The sequence below is a fragment of the Streptomyces sp. NPDC007983 genome (assembly GCF_042958345.1).
Taxonomy (GTDB): domain Bacteria; phylum Actinomycetota; class Actinomycetes; order Streptomycetales; family Streptomycetaceae; genus Streptomyces.
In genome coordinates this window covers 38,063-52,462 of sequence record NZ_JBIBJI010000031.1, presented here as the reverse complement: position 1 = coordinate 52,462, position 14,400 = coordinate 38,063, and the positions used below count along the sequence as shown (strand labels likewise).

Genomic DNA, 14,400 nt, shown 5'->3' with positions numbered 1-14,400 from the left:
TCGCAGGCGGCACTGACAACGCCGCCCGCGTGCGCGGCTATCCGGCCGGGCGCACCGCGATCCTGAGGCCGGGGGCGGCCTGCCGGACCGGGCCGGGGAACTCGCTCTCGGCGGTCTTGGCGAGATGCGCGAGCCATTCCGGCTCGCCCGAGGCGAAGTGGGTGAGCACCAGTTCGCCGACGCCCGCGGCCTGCGCCGTGCGGCCCGCGTCCGTACCGGAGAGGTGGCCGTGGTCGCTGTGGTCGGGCTCGGCGAGGGTCGCCTCGGCGAGCAGGACGTCCACCCCTGCGGCCAGTTCGGTCAGCGCCGGGGTGACGCCGGTGTCCCCGGTGTACGCCAGGGAGCCGGACGGTGCCTCCACCCGCAGCCCGCAGTTGGGCAGGACATGGCGCAACTCCCGGGGGGTGACGGTGCAGTCGCCGACCTGGAAGCTCGTCCCGGGGGTGTACTCGCGCACGTCGAACGCCACCTCGAAGGCCCGGTCCAGCAGCGGCAGTGTGGTCACCGGAAACAGCGCGGCCCACGTGGTGAACAATTCCCTTGCGCCCGAGGGCACATACAGCGGTACGGGGCGGAATTCGCCGCCGGGGCGCGGCGGGCCGCCCTGCACCTCGATCAGACCGTTCAGCAGCGTTGTCCCGATCGGCAGCAGGTCGTAGCAGTGGTCGGAATGGAAATGGGTGATCACCACGGCGTCCAGGGAGGTGGGTGGTGCGACCGCGCTCAGGGCGACGGCCGTACCCGGTCCGCAGTCGAGCAGCAGTCGTGCCCCGGCGGTTTCCACCAGATATCCGGAACTCGCCGTCGGCCCGCTCGTCCTCGGTCAGCACCGAGTCGCGGTGCTCCACCTCGCCGTCGAGCACGGTGGTCTCACAGCTGGCGCAGGTCCCCTCGCGGCATGACGACGGGACGTCGACGCCCGCCGCGCCGAGGGCGTCCATGATGGACTGCCCGGGACCGACCCGGACGGTCGCGCCCGTGCTGGCGACCTGGACCTCGAAGCCCTGGTCGGGGGCGGTGGAGGGCTCCTGGGGGCGGGGCTGGAACCGTTCGATGTGCAAGGTGCCCGTGTGCCGCTCGCCCCACAGCCGCTCGACGGCGGCGAGCAGCGGCTCGGGGCCGCAGCAGTAGACGGCGGTGTCCGGCCCCGCGGTGTCCAGGATCCCGGCCGGCGGCAGCAGCCCGTGCTCGTCCTCGGGCAGGGCCCGCACCCGCTCGTCGTAGCCGCCGAGTTCGGCGAGGAACGCCATCCGCTCGCGCCGCCGCCCTCCGTAGTGCAGCTCCCAGTCCGCGCCCCTGGAGCGGGCCCAGCGGCGCAAGCCGGCCTGGGTCGCCGAACAGCTCGGGCTGACCGGGGGCGAACGGATCCTGGACGCGGGCTGCGGCTGGGGCGCCCTGCCGCTGATCATGGCCGAGGAGTACGGCTGCCGGACGGTGGGCATCAGCCCGGCACCCCGCCAGCACGCCTACATCCGGGACCGCGTCACGGCCCGCGGCCTCGGCGCCCTGGTGCACACCGAAGCCATGTCCTTCGAGGAGTACGAGCCCGAGCCCGGCGCGTTCGACGCCGTCACCCTGCTCGGGTCCGTCGTCCACATGGACGGCCTGGACGAGGTGTTGGCCAAAATCCGCCGCGCACTGCGGCGCGGCGGAACGCTGTACCTGTCCGAGAGCTGCTTCCGCAACGAGGCCACCCGCCGGACGTTCGACGAACGCCCCGGCACCGACTTCATCCGCCAACGGCGTCTTCGGCTCCGGCGAGCTGCGCCCGCTGTCCGAACTCGTTGCCGCCGCCGAAGGAGCGGGCCTGTCCATCCGCGCGGTGCACGACCTCACCGCCGGCTACCACCGCACCATCGAGTGCTGGATGGCGAACGTACGGGCGGCCTCCCGGGCCCTCGACGCACACGGCGAGGGCCTGAGCGAGCAGCTGCTGCGGTACCTGGAGACCGCCAACGCCGGCTGGGGATACACCACCAAGCACTACGCCCTGGTATGCCGCAAGTCGCGCTGACCCGCGCGCGAGGAGGGACGTCATGACCGCCACCGGGACCGCCTGCGCCGAGGCGGGCCTCCTGCCCGCCGAGGACATCGCCCGCGCCGTCGGCCACTACTTCACCGGCGCCGCCCAGGCCCGGCCGTGGAGCGTCGAATCCGGCCTGGACTGGGACCTCGCCGACGCGAACCGGCTCTCCGAAGGCGAGCGCTCCGCCGTCCAGTTCATCACCCTCATCGAGGACCACCTCCAGGGCTACTTCTCGCTCTACACCGAGAACTTCCCCGTCGACGGCTCCGTGCCGCCCGAGGTCTACGCGCACAACCGCGAGCTGTACCACTTCACCATCCGCTGGGCCTACGAGGAGGACACCCACGCCCGCGCCCTCACCCGCTACCAGCTGGCCTCCGGCATGGGGGACGAGGCCTCGGTGCGCGAACAGCTCATCGTCCCAGGCCAGGCCCGCTTCGAGCTGCCCTACACCCACCCGGTGCAGTTCTTCGCGTACGCCCTCATCCAGGAGAAGGCCACCCAGATCTACTACCAGCAGCTGCGCGCGGTGACGAACGACCCGGTGCTCACCCAGGTCCTGACCCGCCTGAGCCCCGACGAGGCCCGCCACTTCACCTTCATGGCCGACATCGTCACGTCCTACCTGCGCGCCTGCGGCGACGCCGTGGTCGAGCCGGTCAGAGAGGTCGTCGCGGGCTTCCGCATGCCCCTGTCCGACACCATCCGCGGCTACTGGCGCTGGGCCCTGAAGATCGCCGACACGGCCGACTACGACCACACCGACGCCTATGACCACCTGATCAAGGTCATCAACCGGGCCGTCGACACCCCTCGCGGCGAACGCGTCGACTCCCTGCTCGGCTTCATCGACTCGTTGAAGGTCAGCGGTCGAACCGGCACAGGAGTTCGTGGAGGTAGTCCTCCAGCCGGCTGGTGATCAGACCGGGAGTCAGATCGTCGCGTCCCAGCTCCCGCCACGGCCCCGCGACCTTCTCCGCGTCCGGGGCGAACCCGAGCGCGTCCAGGACGCGCCAGTACAGGTGCGCCGCGGGATCCTCGCTCAGCGTGCCTCCGGAAGCCAGATAGCGATCGGCGAACCGCATGCCCTCCCCGGCGCCGTAGAGGAGAGCGTGGGCGGTGGAGCAGTGCGCCACGTCCAGGTCGGCGGGCCCCCAGGAGGTCTCCACCCAGTCGACGACACCGCTGATCTCCAGACCGGGACCCTGCCCGGTGAAGAGCACATTGCCGGGGTGGAAGTCCCGGTGCAGGAAACAGGGCCGGTAGTCGGGGGGATCGCGGCGGATGATGTCCACAGCGCGCTCCCACACCTCCGGCCGCCGGGTGGACTCGGGCCGTCGCACGAGTTCGGGTGTGGTCCATGCCTCGTAGACACGCGGCCGGGACCCGGCAGGGACGCGCACCCGGTGTATGGCGAGCAGCTGGCGTGCCAGAAGCTCGGCCCGCGGCCCCGCTTCCTCTTCGTCCAGCCGCACACTGCCCGGCAGCAGCGACATCAGCAACGACGGATGATCGCAATACGCCGCCGTCGCGTCGACGCCCTTGAAGACCGCCACCGGCACATCGGTCTCCGCGAGCAGACGCAAGATATCCGCCTCGCGCGTGAGTAACCCCTTCGCGTGCCGAGCGAAAAAGGGCTTGACGAACGATCTCAGCACGAGCCACCGCGGCGCTCCGGGTCCACTGACGCGCAGACGGCGCATCTCCGAGGTCCACCCGCCGCGCAGCCGTTCGACTCCCTCGACCCGGCACCTCGCGCCCACCCGCTGCTCCACCCAGGCCCGTGTACCGACGGCCATACCCTCATGCGTATCCATGCGCACAACGGAGCGGCCGCCCCCGTGGACGGTGGGTCAGTCGGACACGGGCACGCGGATCACCGGGTCGAAGGGGTGCTGGCTGAAGCCGGTCCGCAGATTGCGGCAGCCCGGGGCCGTGCACATGAAGAATTCCTCGACGCTCTTGCGGCCCGTACGGTTCTTGAGCCAGGTCTTCTCGTCGGCGGTGAGGCGCCGGTGCTGTTCGTCGGATCGGCAGGTGTAGCAGTACATCTTCTGCTCTCGCACGACACCTCCGGTAGCGGGCGGACAGGGCGAACGCGTCCCTGTGCGGCATGCTAGGGCACCGAATGGTGCGTAGCGGGACGACTCGCCCCGGACGACGCGTGCCGCATGACGAGTTCGTACGACCGCAGGCGGGCCGCCAGCGCGTAGACCGGGGTGACCAGCATCAGTTCGTCCGCACCGGTCGCGTCCGCCACCTCCGACAGGCGGCGTACGACGGACTCGGGCGTGCCGTACGCCTGATGGGCCCCGAAGGCCGCCAGCGCCTGCCGCTCCTCCGCCGTGAACGGGTGCGCGGACGCCTCGGCGGGCGAGGGGAACGGCGCATCGCTGTGGCCCTTCAGCAGCCCGGCCTTGACGACGTTCATCGGGCCGGCCAGCCGCAGCGCCTCCTCCCGCGTCTCGGCGCAGATCGTTTCCACGCACACCAGCACACGGGGCCGCGCACACCACGCGGAGGGGGAGAAGTGGGCACGGTAGTGGCCGAGTGCGGCGAGGGTGTTGTCCGGGCGGATGTGGTGGGCGAAGGCGAGGGGCAGGCCGAGGTCCGCGGCGAGCGCGGCACCCGCGGTGCTGGAGGCCAGCAGCCACGGTTCCGGAAGCGGCCCGAGCGCCACTTCGTCGACCAGGAACCGCAGCGTCGCCGCCACGTCGTCCCGGTACGCGTCATCCGTCGTCGGCCCGGCGCCGCGCCGCAGCGCCCGGGCGGTGGACTCGTCGAAGGTGCCGGGGCCACGGCCGATGCCCAGATCGATCCGGTCGGGGTGCAGCGCGGCGAGCGTGCCGAACTGCTCGGCCAGCATGATGGGGGCGTGGTTGGGCGCGAGCACGCCCCCGGAGCCCAGGCGGATGGCCGACGTCGACGCGGCGGCATGGGCGGTCAGGACGACTGGCGGGAACGCGCCGATGGCGGGGGAGTGGTGGTGTTCGGCGTACCAGAGCCGACGGTAGCCGAGGGCGTCGAGACGCCGGGCGAAGGCGGTGGTGTCACGTAACGTGTCCACGGCCCGCGTCCCGGTCTCGACCATGGCGACTTCCAGCGCGGAGAGCGGCAGGTCGATCATGCGGCCAGCATAGGGAGTTCGGCCCGCCCAGGACGGGCGTTTGCCCGACGTCTGTCCTAGCCGGCAACGCCCAGTGAGGCGTAGTCGTAGTTGCCGTCCCAGGCCTCGCTCGTACGGACGTTGGTCAGCCGGGAGCCGCGCCAGATCGTGCTCCGCTGGAACATGAGGGGCAGATACGCGGCGGAGTCGGAGATCTTCTGATTGATCCGCGCGTAGTCCCTCCCGGCCTTCGCCGGGTCCTCTTCGGCGATCGCCGCGTCGAAGAGATCGTCGACCGTGGGGTCGTCCAGCTCGGAGATATTGATATTGCCGGTGTTCTGGATGAGGCGGCCGTCGGCGATCGGCTGGAGAAAGCCCTGGCCGGTGGGGAAGTCGGCGGCCCATCTCTGGACGACGATGCCGTAGCCCTTCTTCTTCACCGTCGCCGGCGAACCCATCGTCTCGGCGTAGTTCACGAGGTCGATCTCCTCGACCCGGGCGCTGATACCGACCCGCTTCAGCGATTCCGAGAGCGCCGTGGCGATATCCACGTCGCCGGGGCGGTTACGCGTCGCGATGGTGGTCGTGAACCCGTTCGGCTTTCCGCATGCCCTCAGCTCCTCCTTGGCCTTGGCTTTGGCCTCGGCGGTGTTCGGCTTGCCGCCGTCCTTGAGGGTCCCGTACGGGTCGTAGGAGGGATCGGAGCCCGCGACGGCCGGCGGGAGCATATGGGGCGCGATATCGCCGCTCTGCGGGCCGCCGGCCGCTGTCCGCACGTTCTCCCTGTCCGCCGCGTAGAGGATGGCCTTGCGGCAGTGGACATTGTTGAGAGGTTTGACGGAGCGTGGAAGGGCGGCGTACAGGAGTATTCCGTTGTACGGATTGTCCAGCCGGGCCCTGAGGCCGGAGTCGTTCCGGGCCTTGCTGAGGCCCTCCCCGGTGAGGCCGGTGAATCCCATGGCGAGGTCGTAGCGGCCCGAGAACAGCGCCTGTGCGGTCGCCTGCTCATCGGACGCGATATCCACGGTGATCCGGTCCGGGAGGGCGGTGCGGATCGGGTCGGACGCCCGGTTCCACTCGGTGTTGCGGACCAGTTCCAGCGATTTGCCCGACTGATAGGAACGGAACGCGTAGGGCCCGGAGGAGAACGGATCATCCTGATACCGGGCTTTGGTGTCCTTCGCCCTCTTGACGGGCGATCCGGCCGGCATCGCGAGCATCCGCTCGAAGTCGCCATTGGGCTTCGGCAGTCTGAAGACGATGGTCCTGTCGTTCGGGGTCTCGATGGCCTTCAGGCCCAGCTTGTCCTCGGACGTGTCCTTGTACGGCCCCTTGTAGGTGTGATCGGGGTCCAGCACCTGCTGCAGATAGGCCGGGCCGCCGGAAATGACGTCCGTGGCCCAGATACGTTCGATGCCGTATTTGATGTCCTTGGACGTGATCTTCGAGCCGTCCTGCCAGGTGATGCCGTCGCGCAGGGTGTAGGTGTACGTCTTGCCGCCGTCGGTCACCTCGGCCCTCTTCTCGGCGAGGTCCGGGACCAGTTCGGTGCCGCCCTTGCCGGCTTTGGGGGCATAGGTGACCAGTTGGCGGGCGTAATAGCGGGAGAAGTTCCAGACGAAGCCGTAATAACTGCGCTGCGGATCCCATGAGTCCGGGGTGGTGCTGCTGACGAATTTCAGCGTGCCGCCGCTCTTCGGCGAGGCGTTCACCGTGTCCTTGGTCGCTGCGTTGTACCCGGAGGTGGGGCCCGTCTTCGGCGTGCTGGAGGACGTGGATCGCGGCTGCCCCGAGTCGTTCGTGGAGGAGCCGGAGTCCTTCACCCAGGACATCACCAGGGGGATGCCCGCGGCGATCAGCGCGAGGGCGAGCCCGCCCGCCAGCGCGTAACGGAGGGCCCGGCGGCGGCCCGGTGAGGCACCGCCAGGGGAGGGGGCCGGGGCGGGCGAGGGCAGGGATACCGGCGACCAGGCGGGTTTCGGCGGCAGCGCGGCCGGCGGTCCGGGCGCCGGGGCCGGGGCGGTTTCGTCCTCGTACACCGATGGCGTGGGAGCGAACGGCGGTTCGTACGGCGGCGCGGGCGCGGGCCCCGGTTCGTGGCCGTACGGTGGCGGCGGCGGGCCGAAGCCGGGCGGCGTCCAGGCCACGTTGCGGGCCAGGGCCAGGCCGCCCGCCGTATTGCGGTCGCGCTTCTGCGGCAGCGGCCGCCCCTTCGCCCGCAGCGCCGAGTACACCCGTGCGTAGACCGTGTCCAGGTCCAGTAACTCCGGCCCGCCCGGCGCCCCCTCGCGCAGGAGCCGCAACAGCTCACCGGTGAAAGCCGTATGGGGCTCACCCGGCGGGGCGAGCGCGAAGCTGGTGTCGGGGACGGACGCCAGCAGATAGGTGCCCTCCACTTCCACCTGGTCGATCACGGTCTCGGCGCCCGGTGCGCTCATGAAGCCGAGCACCCGCCCGCTGAAGCAGCAGTCGAGCAGCATCACCTGGCGGCCGGTCCGCCCGTCGAGCACGACATCGCGCAGCGTGCCGTAGGGCAGCCCGGTGTAGGAGCGATGCTGTATCGACCCGGTCAGTCCCAGGAACAGCTCGCCGCGGCGCGGCTCCACGAGACCGTGTCCGGCGAAGTACACCAGCAGCGTGTCCGTGGCTTCCTCGGCCGCGGTCCGCACGGCCTCGAGGACCTCGACCGCGGTCGCGGGATCCTCGACCACCGTGCAGTGCTCGGGTGCCAGCCCCCATGAATGCGGGGCGCATAAGAGCCCGGCCAGCGCGCTCAGGTTGTTGGCCACCGCCGGGAGTTGTTGCAGATGGGCGTACCGGCTGGTGCCGATGAGCACCGCGCGAGTGGCGGCCGGGTCGGGGAGGACGGCCACGGCTATCGCCCTTCCCCCGTGCCGGCCTGCCGGTCCCGATCCCGGTCCCGTTCGCGCTCCGGTGCGGGCTCGGCCGGGCGCTCCAGCGCCTCGATCAGGCGCCGCAAGTCCTCGTCGCCGCCGCCGTCGAGGGAGACCGCGAGGTCACCCCGGCGCACGGTGATCCGACGGGCCTGCGGTCGCGTCTGCCGCCAGGTGGACAGCGCCAGCGCGAAGGAGGCCGCGCTCCAGGCGTTGTCGGTGACCAGCTGCAGCACATCGGTGAGCACGCCCATCTGGCCCGGTGCCGGCGCGGCCTGGACCAGCTCCACATGGGCGCCGCGGCGTACGGCCGGATCCCGTCTCAGCCAGTCCTGGAGCGATCGCAGCTCCTCCTCGCCGCCACTCACCGCTACGTCGATCCGCACCAAGCCCCCCCCTTGTGACGACGGTCTCCATGATTCTGACCTATGCGGGGGCGTCTGCGCAGGGTCATCGCGGAGCAGGATCACGCGGAACAGGACCAACGCGGAACGGCATCAACGCGGGGCGGGGCCAATGGAGTACGGGATGATCCGGCGTGCGGTTCGGGCGGTTCGGGCTCGTCGTCGACGACGTCACCCACTCCTCGCCACTCTTAACGTATAGCGCACCGGGGGCCTTGCGGCAAGGCCCCCATCGTGCCGCAGAATTTCCGGCCGAAGCCAGGACCTGCGGAAACGGAGCGCGACGTGCGTGTGGTGTTGTCGGAGCATGGGTCGAGCGGACCCATCGGCGCGTTCGATCTCCCCGGCCGCCTCTCGGCCAAGGCCGACCCGGCGCTGATCGCCCGTGACGAGCGGCACTTCGCCGCCGTCGCGGAGTGCCTTGAGCGGTCGATCGCCGAACTGTCCGGCCGGCTCGACGCCGCGCGCAAGGCGCCCGGCGGCATCGGCCAGCAGGCGATGGACCGGGACACGGAGATCCACCGGCTGACCGCCCGCCTGCGCACACTGCGGCGCTTCGGCCTGGACCTGTGCCTCGGGCACATGGTCGGCCAGGAAGGCGCCGAGCCCGTGTACGTCGGGCGGCTCGGCCTCAGGGACAGTGCGGGCCGTCAGCTGCTGCTCGACTGGCGTTCCCCCGCGGCCGAGCCGTTCTTCGGGGCCACCCACGCCAACCCGATGGGGCTGGCCAGCCGCCGCAGGTACCGCTGGACCCTCGGCCGGGTCAGCGACTACTGGGACGAGGTGTTCACCCCGGACGGGTTCGCCGGACACGCCGCGCTCGACGACCAGTCCGCCTTCATCGCCAGCCTGGGCGGCAACCGGTCGCCGCGGATGCGCGATGTGCTCGGCACCATCCAGGCCGACCAGGACGCCATCATCCGGGCGGGGTCCCGCGGCGCTCTCGTCGTGGACGGCGGTCCGGGTACGGGGAAGACCGTGGTCGCCCTGCACCGCTCCGCCTATCTCCTCTACTCCGACCCTCGCCTCGGGCACCGCCGGGGTGGTGTGCTGTTCGTCGGCCCGCACCAGCCGTATCTGTCGTACGTCGCCGACGTGCTGCCCAGCCTCGGCGAGGAGGGCGTGCGGATCTGCACCCTGCGGGACCTCGTGGCCGAGGGAGCGGGGGCGGTGGTCGAGGACGACCCGGAGGTGGCCCGGCTGAAGTCGTCCGCGGACATGGTGAAGGCGATCGAGAAGGCCGTCCGGTTCTACGAGGAGCCGCCCGCCGAGGGGATGACGGTCACGACCGACTGGGCCGACCTCTGGCTGAGCGCCGACGACTGGGCCGAGGCGTTCGACGCGCCGGAGCCGGGCACTCCGCACAACGAGGCGCGCGAGCAGATCTGGGAGGAGCTGGTCACGATCCTGCTGGACAAGCTCGACGGTGATATCGCGCCGGACCTCTTCCGGAGGTCGCTGGCGCACGACGAGGAACTGGTCGGGGCCCTGCACCGGGCATGGCCGCTGATCGAGGCGGCCGACCTCGTCGGGGACCTGTGGTCGGTGCCCGCCTACCTGCGGATGTGTGCTCCCTGGCTCGGCCCCGAGGACGTCCGGGCGCTGCGGCGCACGGCGGCGCCCCAGGCCTGGACGGTGTCCGACCTGCCGCTGCTGGACGCGGCGCGGCAGCGGCTCGGCGACCCGCAGGCGGCCCGGCGCAGGCGCCGCCACCAGGCCGCCGTCGAGGCCGAACGCGAGCGGATGGTCAGCGTCGTGGACAACCTGATGGAGGCCGCGGACGACGAGTACGGCGTGGGTCTGGTGACGATGCTGCGCGGCGAGGACTTCCAGGACGCCCTGGTCGACGAGACCGCGCTGCCCGGCGCCGACCCGGACCTGCTCGCCGGTCCGTTCGCGCACATCGTCGTGGACGAGGCTCAGGAACTGACCGACGCGGAGTGGCAGATGCTGCTGCTGCGGTGCCCGTCCCGGAGCTTCACCATCGTCGGGGACCGGGCCCAGGCCAGGCACGGGTTCACGGAGTCGTGGCGGGAACGGCTGGAGCGGGTCGGGCTGGACCGGATCACCCTGGCGTCCCTGAGCGTCAACTACCGGACGCCGGAGGAAATCATGGCGGAGGCCGAGCCGGTCATCCGGGCCGCTCTCCCGGACGCCAACGTGCCGACCTCCATCCGCGGCGGCGGCCTCCCCGTCGTCCACGGATCCGTCGCGGATCTGAGCGCGATCCTCGACACGTGGCTCGCCGCCCACGCCGACGGGATCGCCTGCGTCATCGGCGATCCGTCGTTCCGGGCGACATCCCGCGTCCGGTCGCTGACCCCGGAGCTGTCGAAGGGGCTCGAATTCGACCTGGTCGTCCTCGTCGACCCGGAGGAGTTCGGCGCGGGCATCGAAGGAGCGGTGGACCGCTATGTGGCCATGACCCGGGCGACGCGGCAGCTCGTCATCCTCACGAGTCAGCCGGGACCGGGCTGACGTGTTCCGGGCGTGTGCCCGAACGTACGGCGGAAGACATCGATGAACGCGCTGGCGGACGACCAGCCGCACCGGTGCGCCACCGTGGTCACCGGGTGGTCCCCGGCGAGCAGGATCAACGCGTGGTACAGGCGCAGTTGGGTGCGCCACTGCGGGAAGGTCATGCCGAGGTCGGCCTTGAAGTGGCGGGAGAGGGTGCGGTCGCTGGCGCCGACCTCCCTGCCCAGGGCGGCCAGGGTGCGGCCGTCGGCCGGATCGGCGCGCAGGATCTCGCACACCGCCGTCAGCGCGGGGGCGGTCGGGGTGGGCAGGTGCAGGGGCTGCTGGGGCGAGGCGCGCAACTGGTCGAGCAGCACGGCCCGCAGCCGCCCGCGCTCGGGGCTGTCGTCGTGCGGGGTGCGGGTGTAGGCGAGGAGCAGTTCACGCAGGAGGGGCCCGACGGCCAGCACGGTCGGCTCGTCCAGGCCGAGCGGGTTGTCGCACGCGGGCAGGCCCACCAGGTGCAGTTCGAGTTCGCCGTGGGCCTGGTGGGCGTGCGCGGTACCGGCCGGTACCCAGATGGCGCGCGTGCCCGGCGCGATCCAGGTGCCGGTGCTGGTCGTCACGGCCAGCACTCCCCGCCCCGCGTAGACGATCTGGTGGTCGTCGTGGCGGTGGGCGTCGATGGCGGCTCCGGACGCCAGCCACTGGGTGCGGGTCGGCGCCACCGGCTCATGGCGGACTTTCGTCACTGCTTGGCAGTTTATCGGAAGCCGGACAGCACGCCCGGTGAGGACCATGGCGGGGTGCCCAGAAACAGATCCATCATCATGCTGTCGGTCGGTCACGCCTGCGTGGACGTCTACCAAGGCGCTGTCGCGTCCCTCGTCCCGTTCTTCGTCGCCGAGCGCGCCTACGGCTACGCCGCCGTCTCGGGCATCGTGCTCGCCGCGTCGCTGCTGTCCTCGGTGGCACAACCGGTGTTCGGCGCGCTCACCGACCGCTGGGCGATGCCCTGGCTCCTGCCGGTGAGTACGGTCCTCGGCGGACTGGGGATCGCCCTGAGCGGGGTGAGTGGTTCCTACGGCTGGACGCTGGCGTTCGTGGCCGTGTCCGGGGTCGGGGTCGCCGCCTACCATCCGGAGTCCGCCCGCGTGGCGCGGCGCGTCAGCGCGGGCAGTCACACCGCGATGAGCTGGTTCTCCCTCGGCGGCAACCTCGGCTTCGCCACCGCGCCGCTCATGGTCGGCGCCGTCGTCGCCTGGGGCGGTCTGCGCCTGTCGCCGCTGCTCGTCGTGCCGGCGCTCGTCGGCAGTGTGCTGTGCCTGCCCGTGCTGCGCGCCCTGGACAAGCCGGTGCGCGGCGGCTCCGGCGGCGCGGTGGCGGCGGCGGGCACCGACGACACCGCCTCGTTCGTGAAGCTGGCGCTGGCCGTGGTCTGCCGGTCCATCGTCTTCATCGGCCTGAGCACCTATATCGCGCTGTACGCGCAAGCACGTCCGGGCGGCAGCACGGCGGCGGGCACCGCGGCGCTGTTCCTGCTCTATCTCGGCGGCGCGGTGGGCTCCGTGCTGGGCGGCCATCTGGCCGACCGCTGGGACCGGGTCACCGTGGCCCGCTGGTCGTACCTCGTCACGGTCGCCGCCGTCGCGGGGGTCGTGTTCGTACCCGGCCCGGCGCTCTACCTGTTCGTGGCGCTGACCTCCGTCGGCCTGTACGTCCCCTTCTCGCTGCAGGTCACCCTCGGCCAGGACTATCTGCCCACCCGCGTCGGCACCGCCGGCGGAATCACCCTCGGGCTGACCGTCAGCGTCGGCGGCCTGGTCACCCCGCTCATCGGCAGCGTCGCCCACGCGACCTCGCTGCGGACGGCCCTGGCCCCGCTGATCCTGATGCCCGCCCTGAGCTGGCTGCTGTTCCGCACGCTGCCCGAACCCACCGCGCCGGGACAGCACACCTAGGGGGTGTCCTCCGGAGCCTCGTCGGGCACGTAGCGCAGCACATCCCCGGGCTGGCAGCCGAGGGTGCGGCAGATCGCGTCGAGCGTCGTGAACCGCACCGCCTTCGCGCGGCCGTTCTTCAGCACGGCGATGTTGGCGGGGGTGATACCGACGGCGGCGGCGAACTCGCCGACGGACATGTGGTGCCGGGCGAGCTGGACGTCGAGGTCGACGATGATCGCCATCAGACGACCTCGGCCATCTCGGTCTGCAGATCCGTCGCCTTGCGCAGCAGGCCTCGCATGATGACGATGAGCATCGCGAACGACGCCCCCACACCGGCGCTCGCGGTCGCGGCGAACAGCGCGCTGATGACCTCCATGCCGTCGTCGGGGGAGGGGATGCTCGCCATGGCGAGATGGCCGGTGACCCCGACCGCCAGCAGCGTCGCCACGACCGAGGACCCGATGATGATGTCGACCCAGCGGAACGCCCGCGGGGTGAAGATGGCGCCGCGCCGGACCATGTCGAGCAGCATCCACGTGGCGACGAGCGCGACTTGGACGCAGGCGATGCCGAGGATCGCCACCGTCACGTAGGGCGTGGCGTAGGGGGCGTACGGCGGGAACCGGTCGACCTCGTCGGCCGCCGTCGTCGGGATGACGACGATCTGCCCGAAGAGACCCAGCAGGATCGCGGCGACGATACCGGCCCGCAGCGCGGCGATGAAGAGTCGATGCATCTATCGATTCTCGATCGCTATCTATCGAAAGTCAATCGACGCCTTCTCGGTTCGAACCGGTGAAGTACGGTCTGCGGAGTGACGAACCAGCGAAAGCCACGGGGCCCGTACCGCAAGAGCGCGGAACGACGGGAACAGATCCTCCAGGCCGCCTACGAGGCCATCGACGAGCACGGCGAACGAGCCTCCCTGCAGGACATCGCCGCCCGGGTCGGGGTGACGCAGCCCGCGTTGACGTACTACTTCCCCACCCGTGACGACCTGCTCCTCGCGGTCCTGGAGCGGCGCGATGTGCTGGGCAAGGCGTTCGCCCGTGCCGCCGGAGACGGTGAGACGGTGGTCGACGGCGTGGTGGCGGGCGCCCGCCTCATCACCGACCACCCCGGGGTGGCCAAATTGTGCGTCACGCTCTCGGCGGCCGCCACCGATCCGGGGAGCCCCGTGCACCGTCACTTCGCCGAGCGCTACCGGGGTCTCGCGGCCGAGGCCACGCAGGACTTCGAGAAGGGGCAGCGGGCCGGTGAGATCCGCGCCGACGAACCGGCCGACCATCTGGCCAGGGCGGTCGTGGCGGTGATGGACGGTCTGCAGATCCAGTGGATGCACGACCCCACCGTGGACATCGCCGCGATCGCCGAGACGTTCGCCCGGATGCTGGTGCCCACGGACGCCTCCGGGCAGGAGGCGGCCCCGGCCGACCGATGAGCCGTGCCGTACGGCCACACCGCGGACTTACTGGCTTCCCGCTAAATTTTTAGGTGATAGATTTTCGGCGTCCGATCTCCCGGTGGCGCGCCGACGAGCACGGCGGCCGCCGATGGACCACAGAGA

Annotated in this window: 14 protein-coding genes and 2 pseudogenes; 6 read left to right on the top strand and 10 right to left on the bottom strand. The window is 71.1% G+C overall.

What is annotated here, in order from left to right:
- Positions 1 to 37: 37 nt before the first annotated feature.
- Positions 38 to 787 (bottom strand): MBL fold metallo-hydrolase, encoded by a 750-nt coding sequence (locus ACFZCY_RS42480; protein ID WP_391186534.1) that lies wholly within the window; start codon positions 785 to 787, stop codon positions 38 to 40.
- Positions 788 to 857: 70 nt separating this feature from the next.
- Positions 858 to 941 (bottom strand): annotated as a pseudogene (locus tag ACFZCY_RS42475) (2Fe-2S iron-sulfur cluster-binding protein); the annotation flags it as partial.
- Positions 942 to 1,296: 355 nt separating this feature from the next.
- On the opposite strand from ACFZCY_RS42475, the pseudogene ACFZCY_RS42470 reads away from it, so the two are divergent.
- The 3 genes and pseudogenes from ACFZCY_RS42470 to ACFZCY_RS42460 form a co-directional block, all read left to right on the top strand.
- A pseudogene (locus tag ACFZCY_RS42470) lies at positions 1,297 to 1,632 on the top strand (SAM-dependent methyltransferase); the annotation flags it as partial.
- 190 nt (positions 1,633 to 1,822) lie between these two features.
- Complete coding sequence (locus ACFZCY_RS42465; RefSeq protein ID WP_391186491.1) at positions 1,823 to 2,014, top strand: hypothetical protein; 192 nt, start codon at positions 1,823 to 1,825, stop codon at positions 2,012 to 2,014.
- Between the two features lie 22 nt (positions 2,015 to 2,036).
- A complete protein-coding gene (locus ACFZCY_RS42460) occupies positions 2,037 to 2,945 on the top strand; it encodes an acyl-ACP desaturase (protein ID WP_391186488.1) in 909 nt (302 codons plus the stop codon).
- On the opposite strand, the gene ACFZCY_RS42455 is transcribed toward ACFZCY_RS42460, so the two are convergent.
- The 5 genes from ACFZCY_RS42455 to ACFZCY_RS42435 all read right to left on the bottom strand — a co-directional run bounded on the left by ACFZCY_RS42455 (position 2,890) and on the right by ACFZCY_RS42435 (position 8,412).
- Entirely contained in the window at positions 2,890 to 3,843 is a 954-nt protein-coding gene (locus ACFZCY_RS42455; protein ID WP_391186485.1) for a phosphotransferase, read from the bottom strand. The genes ACFZCY_RS42460 and ACFZCY_RS42455 overlap by 56 nt on opposite strands.
- A gap of 36 nt (positions 3,844 to 3,879) precedes the next feature.
- Positions 3,880 to 4,077 carry a hypothetical protein gene (locus tag ACFZCY_RS42450; RefSeq protein ID WP_079038889.1) on the bottom strand — a complete coding sequence of 66 codons (198 nt, stop codon included), beginning with the start codon at positions 4,075 to 4,077 and terminating at the stop codon, positions 3,880 to 3,882.
- 65 nt (positions 4,078 to 4,142) lie between these two features.
- The gene (locus tag ACFZCY_RS42445; protein ID WP_391186482.1) at positions 4,143 to 5,153 is read right to left on the bottom strand and encodes an MsnO8 family LLM class oxidoreductase; all 1,011 of its coding nucleotides are present in this window, start codon (positions 5,151 to 5,153) and stop codon (positions 4,143 to 4,145) included.
- Between the two features lie 56 nt (positions 5,154 to 5,209).
- Complete coding sequence (locus ACFZCY_RS42440) at positions 5,210 to 8,005, bottom strand: ABC transporter substrate-binding protein (protein ID WP_391186479.1); 2,796 nt, start codon at positions 8,003 to 8,005, stop codon at positions 5,210 to 5,212.
- A 2-nt stretch (positions 8,006 to 8,007) separates the two neighbouring features.
- Positions 8,008 to 8,412 carry a hypothetical protein gene (locus tag ACFZCY_RS42435; protein ID WP_391186476.1) on the bottom strand — a complete coding sequence of 135 codons (405 nt, stop codon included), beginning with the start codon at positions 8,410 to 8,412 and terminating at the stop codon, positions 8,008 to 8,010.
- Between the two features lie 309 nt (positions 8,413 to 8,721).
- Between ACFZCY_RS42435 and helR the strand changes: the two genes are divergently transcribed.
- Entirely contained in the window at positions 8,722 to 10,908 is a 2,187-nt protein-coding gene (gene helR, locus ACFZCY_RS42430; RefSeq protein WP_391186530.1) for an RNA polymerase recycling motor ATPase HelR, read from the top strand.
- Here the strand turns inward: helR and ACFZCY_RS42425 are convergent.
- A complete protein-coding gene (locus ACFZCY_RS42425; RefSeq protein ID WP_391186475.1) occupies positions 10,890 to 11,639 on the bottom strand; it encodes a helix-turn-helix domain-containing protein in 750 nt (249 codons plus the stop codon). The two genes, helR and ACFZCY_RS42425, sit on opposite strands and share 19 nt — an antisense overlap.
- Before the next feature lie 54 nt (positions 11,640 to 11,693).
- On the opposite strand from ACFZCY_RS42425, the gene ACFZCY_RS42420 reads away from it, so the two are divergent.
- Positions 11,694 to 12,848, top strand: a complete 1,155-nt coding sequence (locus tag ACFZCY_RS42420; RefSeq protein WP_391186472.1) for an MFS transporter — start codon at positions 11,694 to 11,696, stop codon at positions 12,846 to 12,848.
- Here ACFZCY_RS42420 and ACFZCY_RS42415 read toward each other — a convergent pair.
- Entirely contained in the window at positions 12,845 to 13,072 is a 228-nt protein-coding gene (locus ACFZCY_RS42415; RefSeq protein ID WP_391186469.1) for a helix-turn-helix domain-containing protein, read from the bottom strand. The genes ACFZCY_RS42420 and ACFZCY_RS42415 overlap by 4 nt on opposite strands.
- Positions 13,072 to 13,569, bottom strand: a complete 498-nt coding sequence (locus ACFZCY_RS42410; RefSeq protein ID WP_391186465.1) for a DUF2975 domain-containing protein — start codon at positions 13,567 to 13,569, stop codon at positions 13,072 to 13,074. The genes ACFZCY_RS42415 and ACFZCY_RS42410 overlap by 1 nt, the downstream gene beginning before the upstream one ends.
- Positions 13,570 to 13,647: 78 nt before the next feature.
- Between ACFZCY_RS42410 and ACFZCY_RS42405 the strand changes: the two genes are divergently transcribed.
- Positions 13,648 to 14,274 (top strand): TetR family transcriptional regulator, encoded by a 627-nt coding sequence (locus tag ACFZCY_RS42405; RefSeq protein WP_391186462.1) that lies wholly within the window; start codon positions 13,648 to 13,650, stop codon positions 14,272 to 14,274.
- Positions 14,275 to 14,400 lie beyond the last annotated feature (126 nt).

Excerpts from the sequence above, each read along its gene's own strand:
- ACFZCY_RS42455 (WP_391186485.1), bottom strand. The coding sequence starts at position 3,843 with ATGGATACGCATGAGGGTATGGCCGTCGGTACACGGGCCTGGGTGGAG.
- ACFZCY_RS42415 (WP_391186469.1), bottom strand. The coding sequence starts at position 13,072 with ATGGCGATCATCGTCGACCTCGACGTCCAGCTCGCCCGGCACCACATG.
- ACFZCY_RS42410 (WP_391186465.1), bottom strand. The coding sequence starts at position 13,569 with ATGCATCGACTCTTCATCGCCGCGCTGCGGGCCGGTATCGTCGCCGCG.
- ACFZCY_RS42450 (WP_079038889.1), bottom strand. The coding sequence starts at position 4,077 with ATGTACTGCTACACCTGCCGATCCGACGAACAGCACCGGCGCCTCACC.
- ACFZCY_RS42460 (WP_391186488.1), top strand. The coding sequence starts at position 2,037 with ATGACCGCCACCGGGACCGCCTGCGCCGAGGCGGGCCTCCTGCCCGCC.
- ACFZCY_RS42445 (WP_391186482.1), bottom strand. The coding sequence starts at position 5,153 with ATGATCGACCTGCCGCTCTCCGCGCTGGAAGTCGCCATGGTCGAGACC.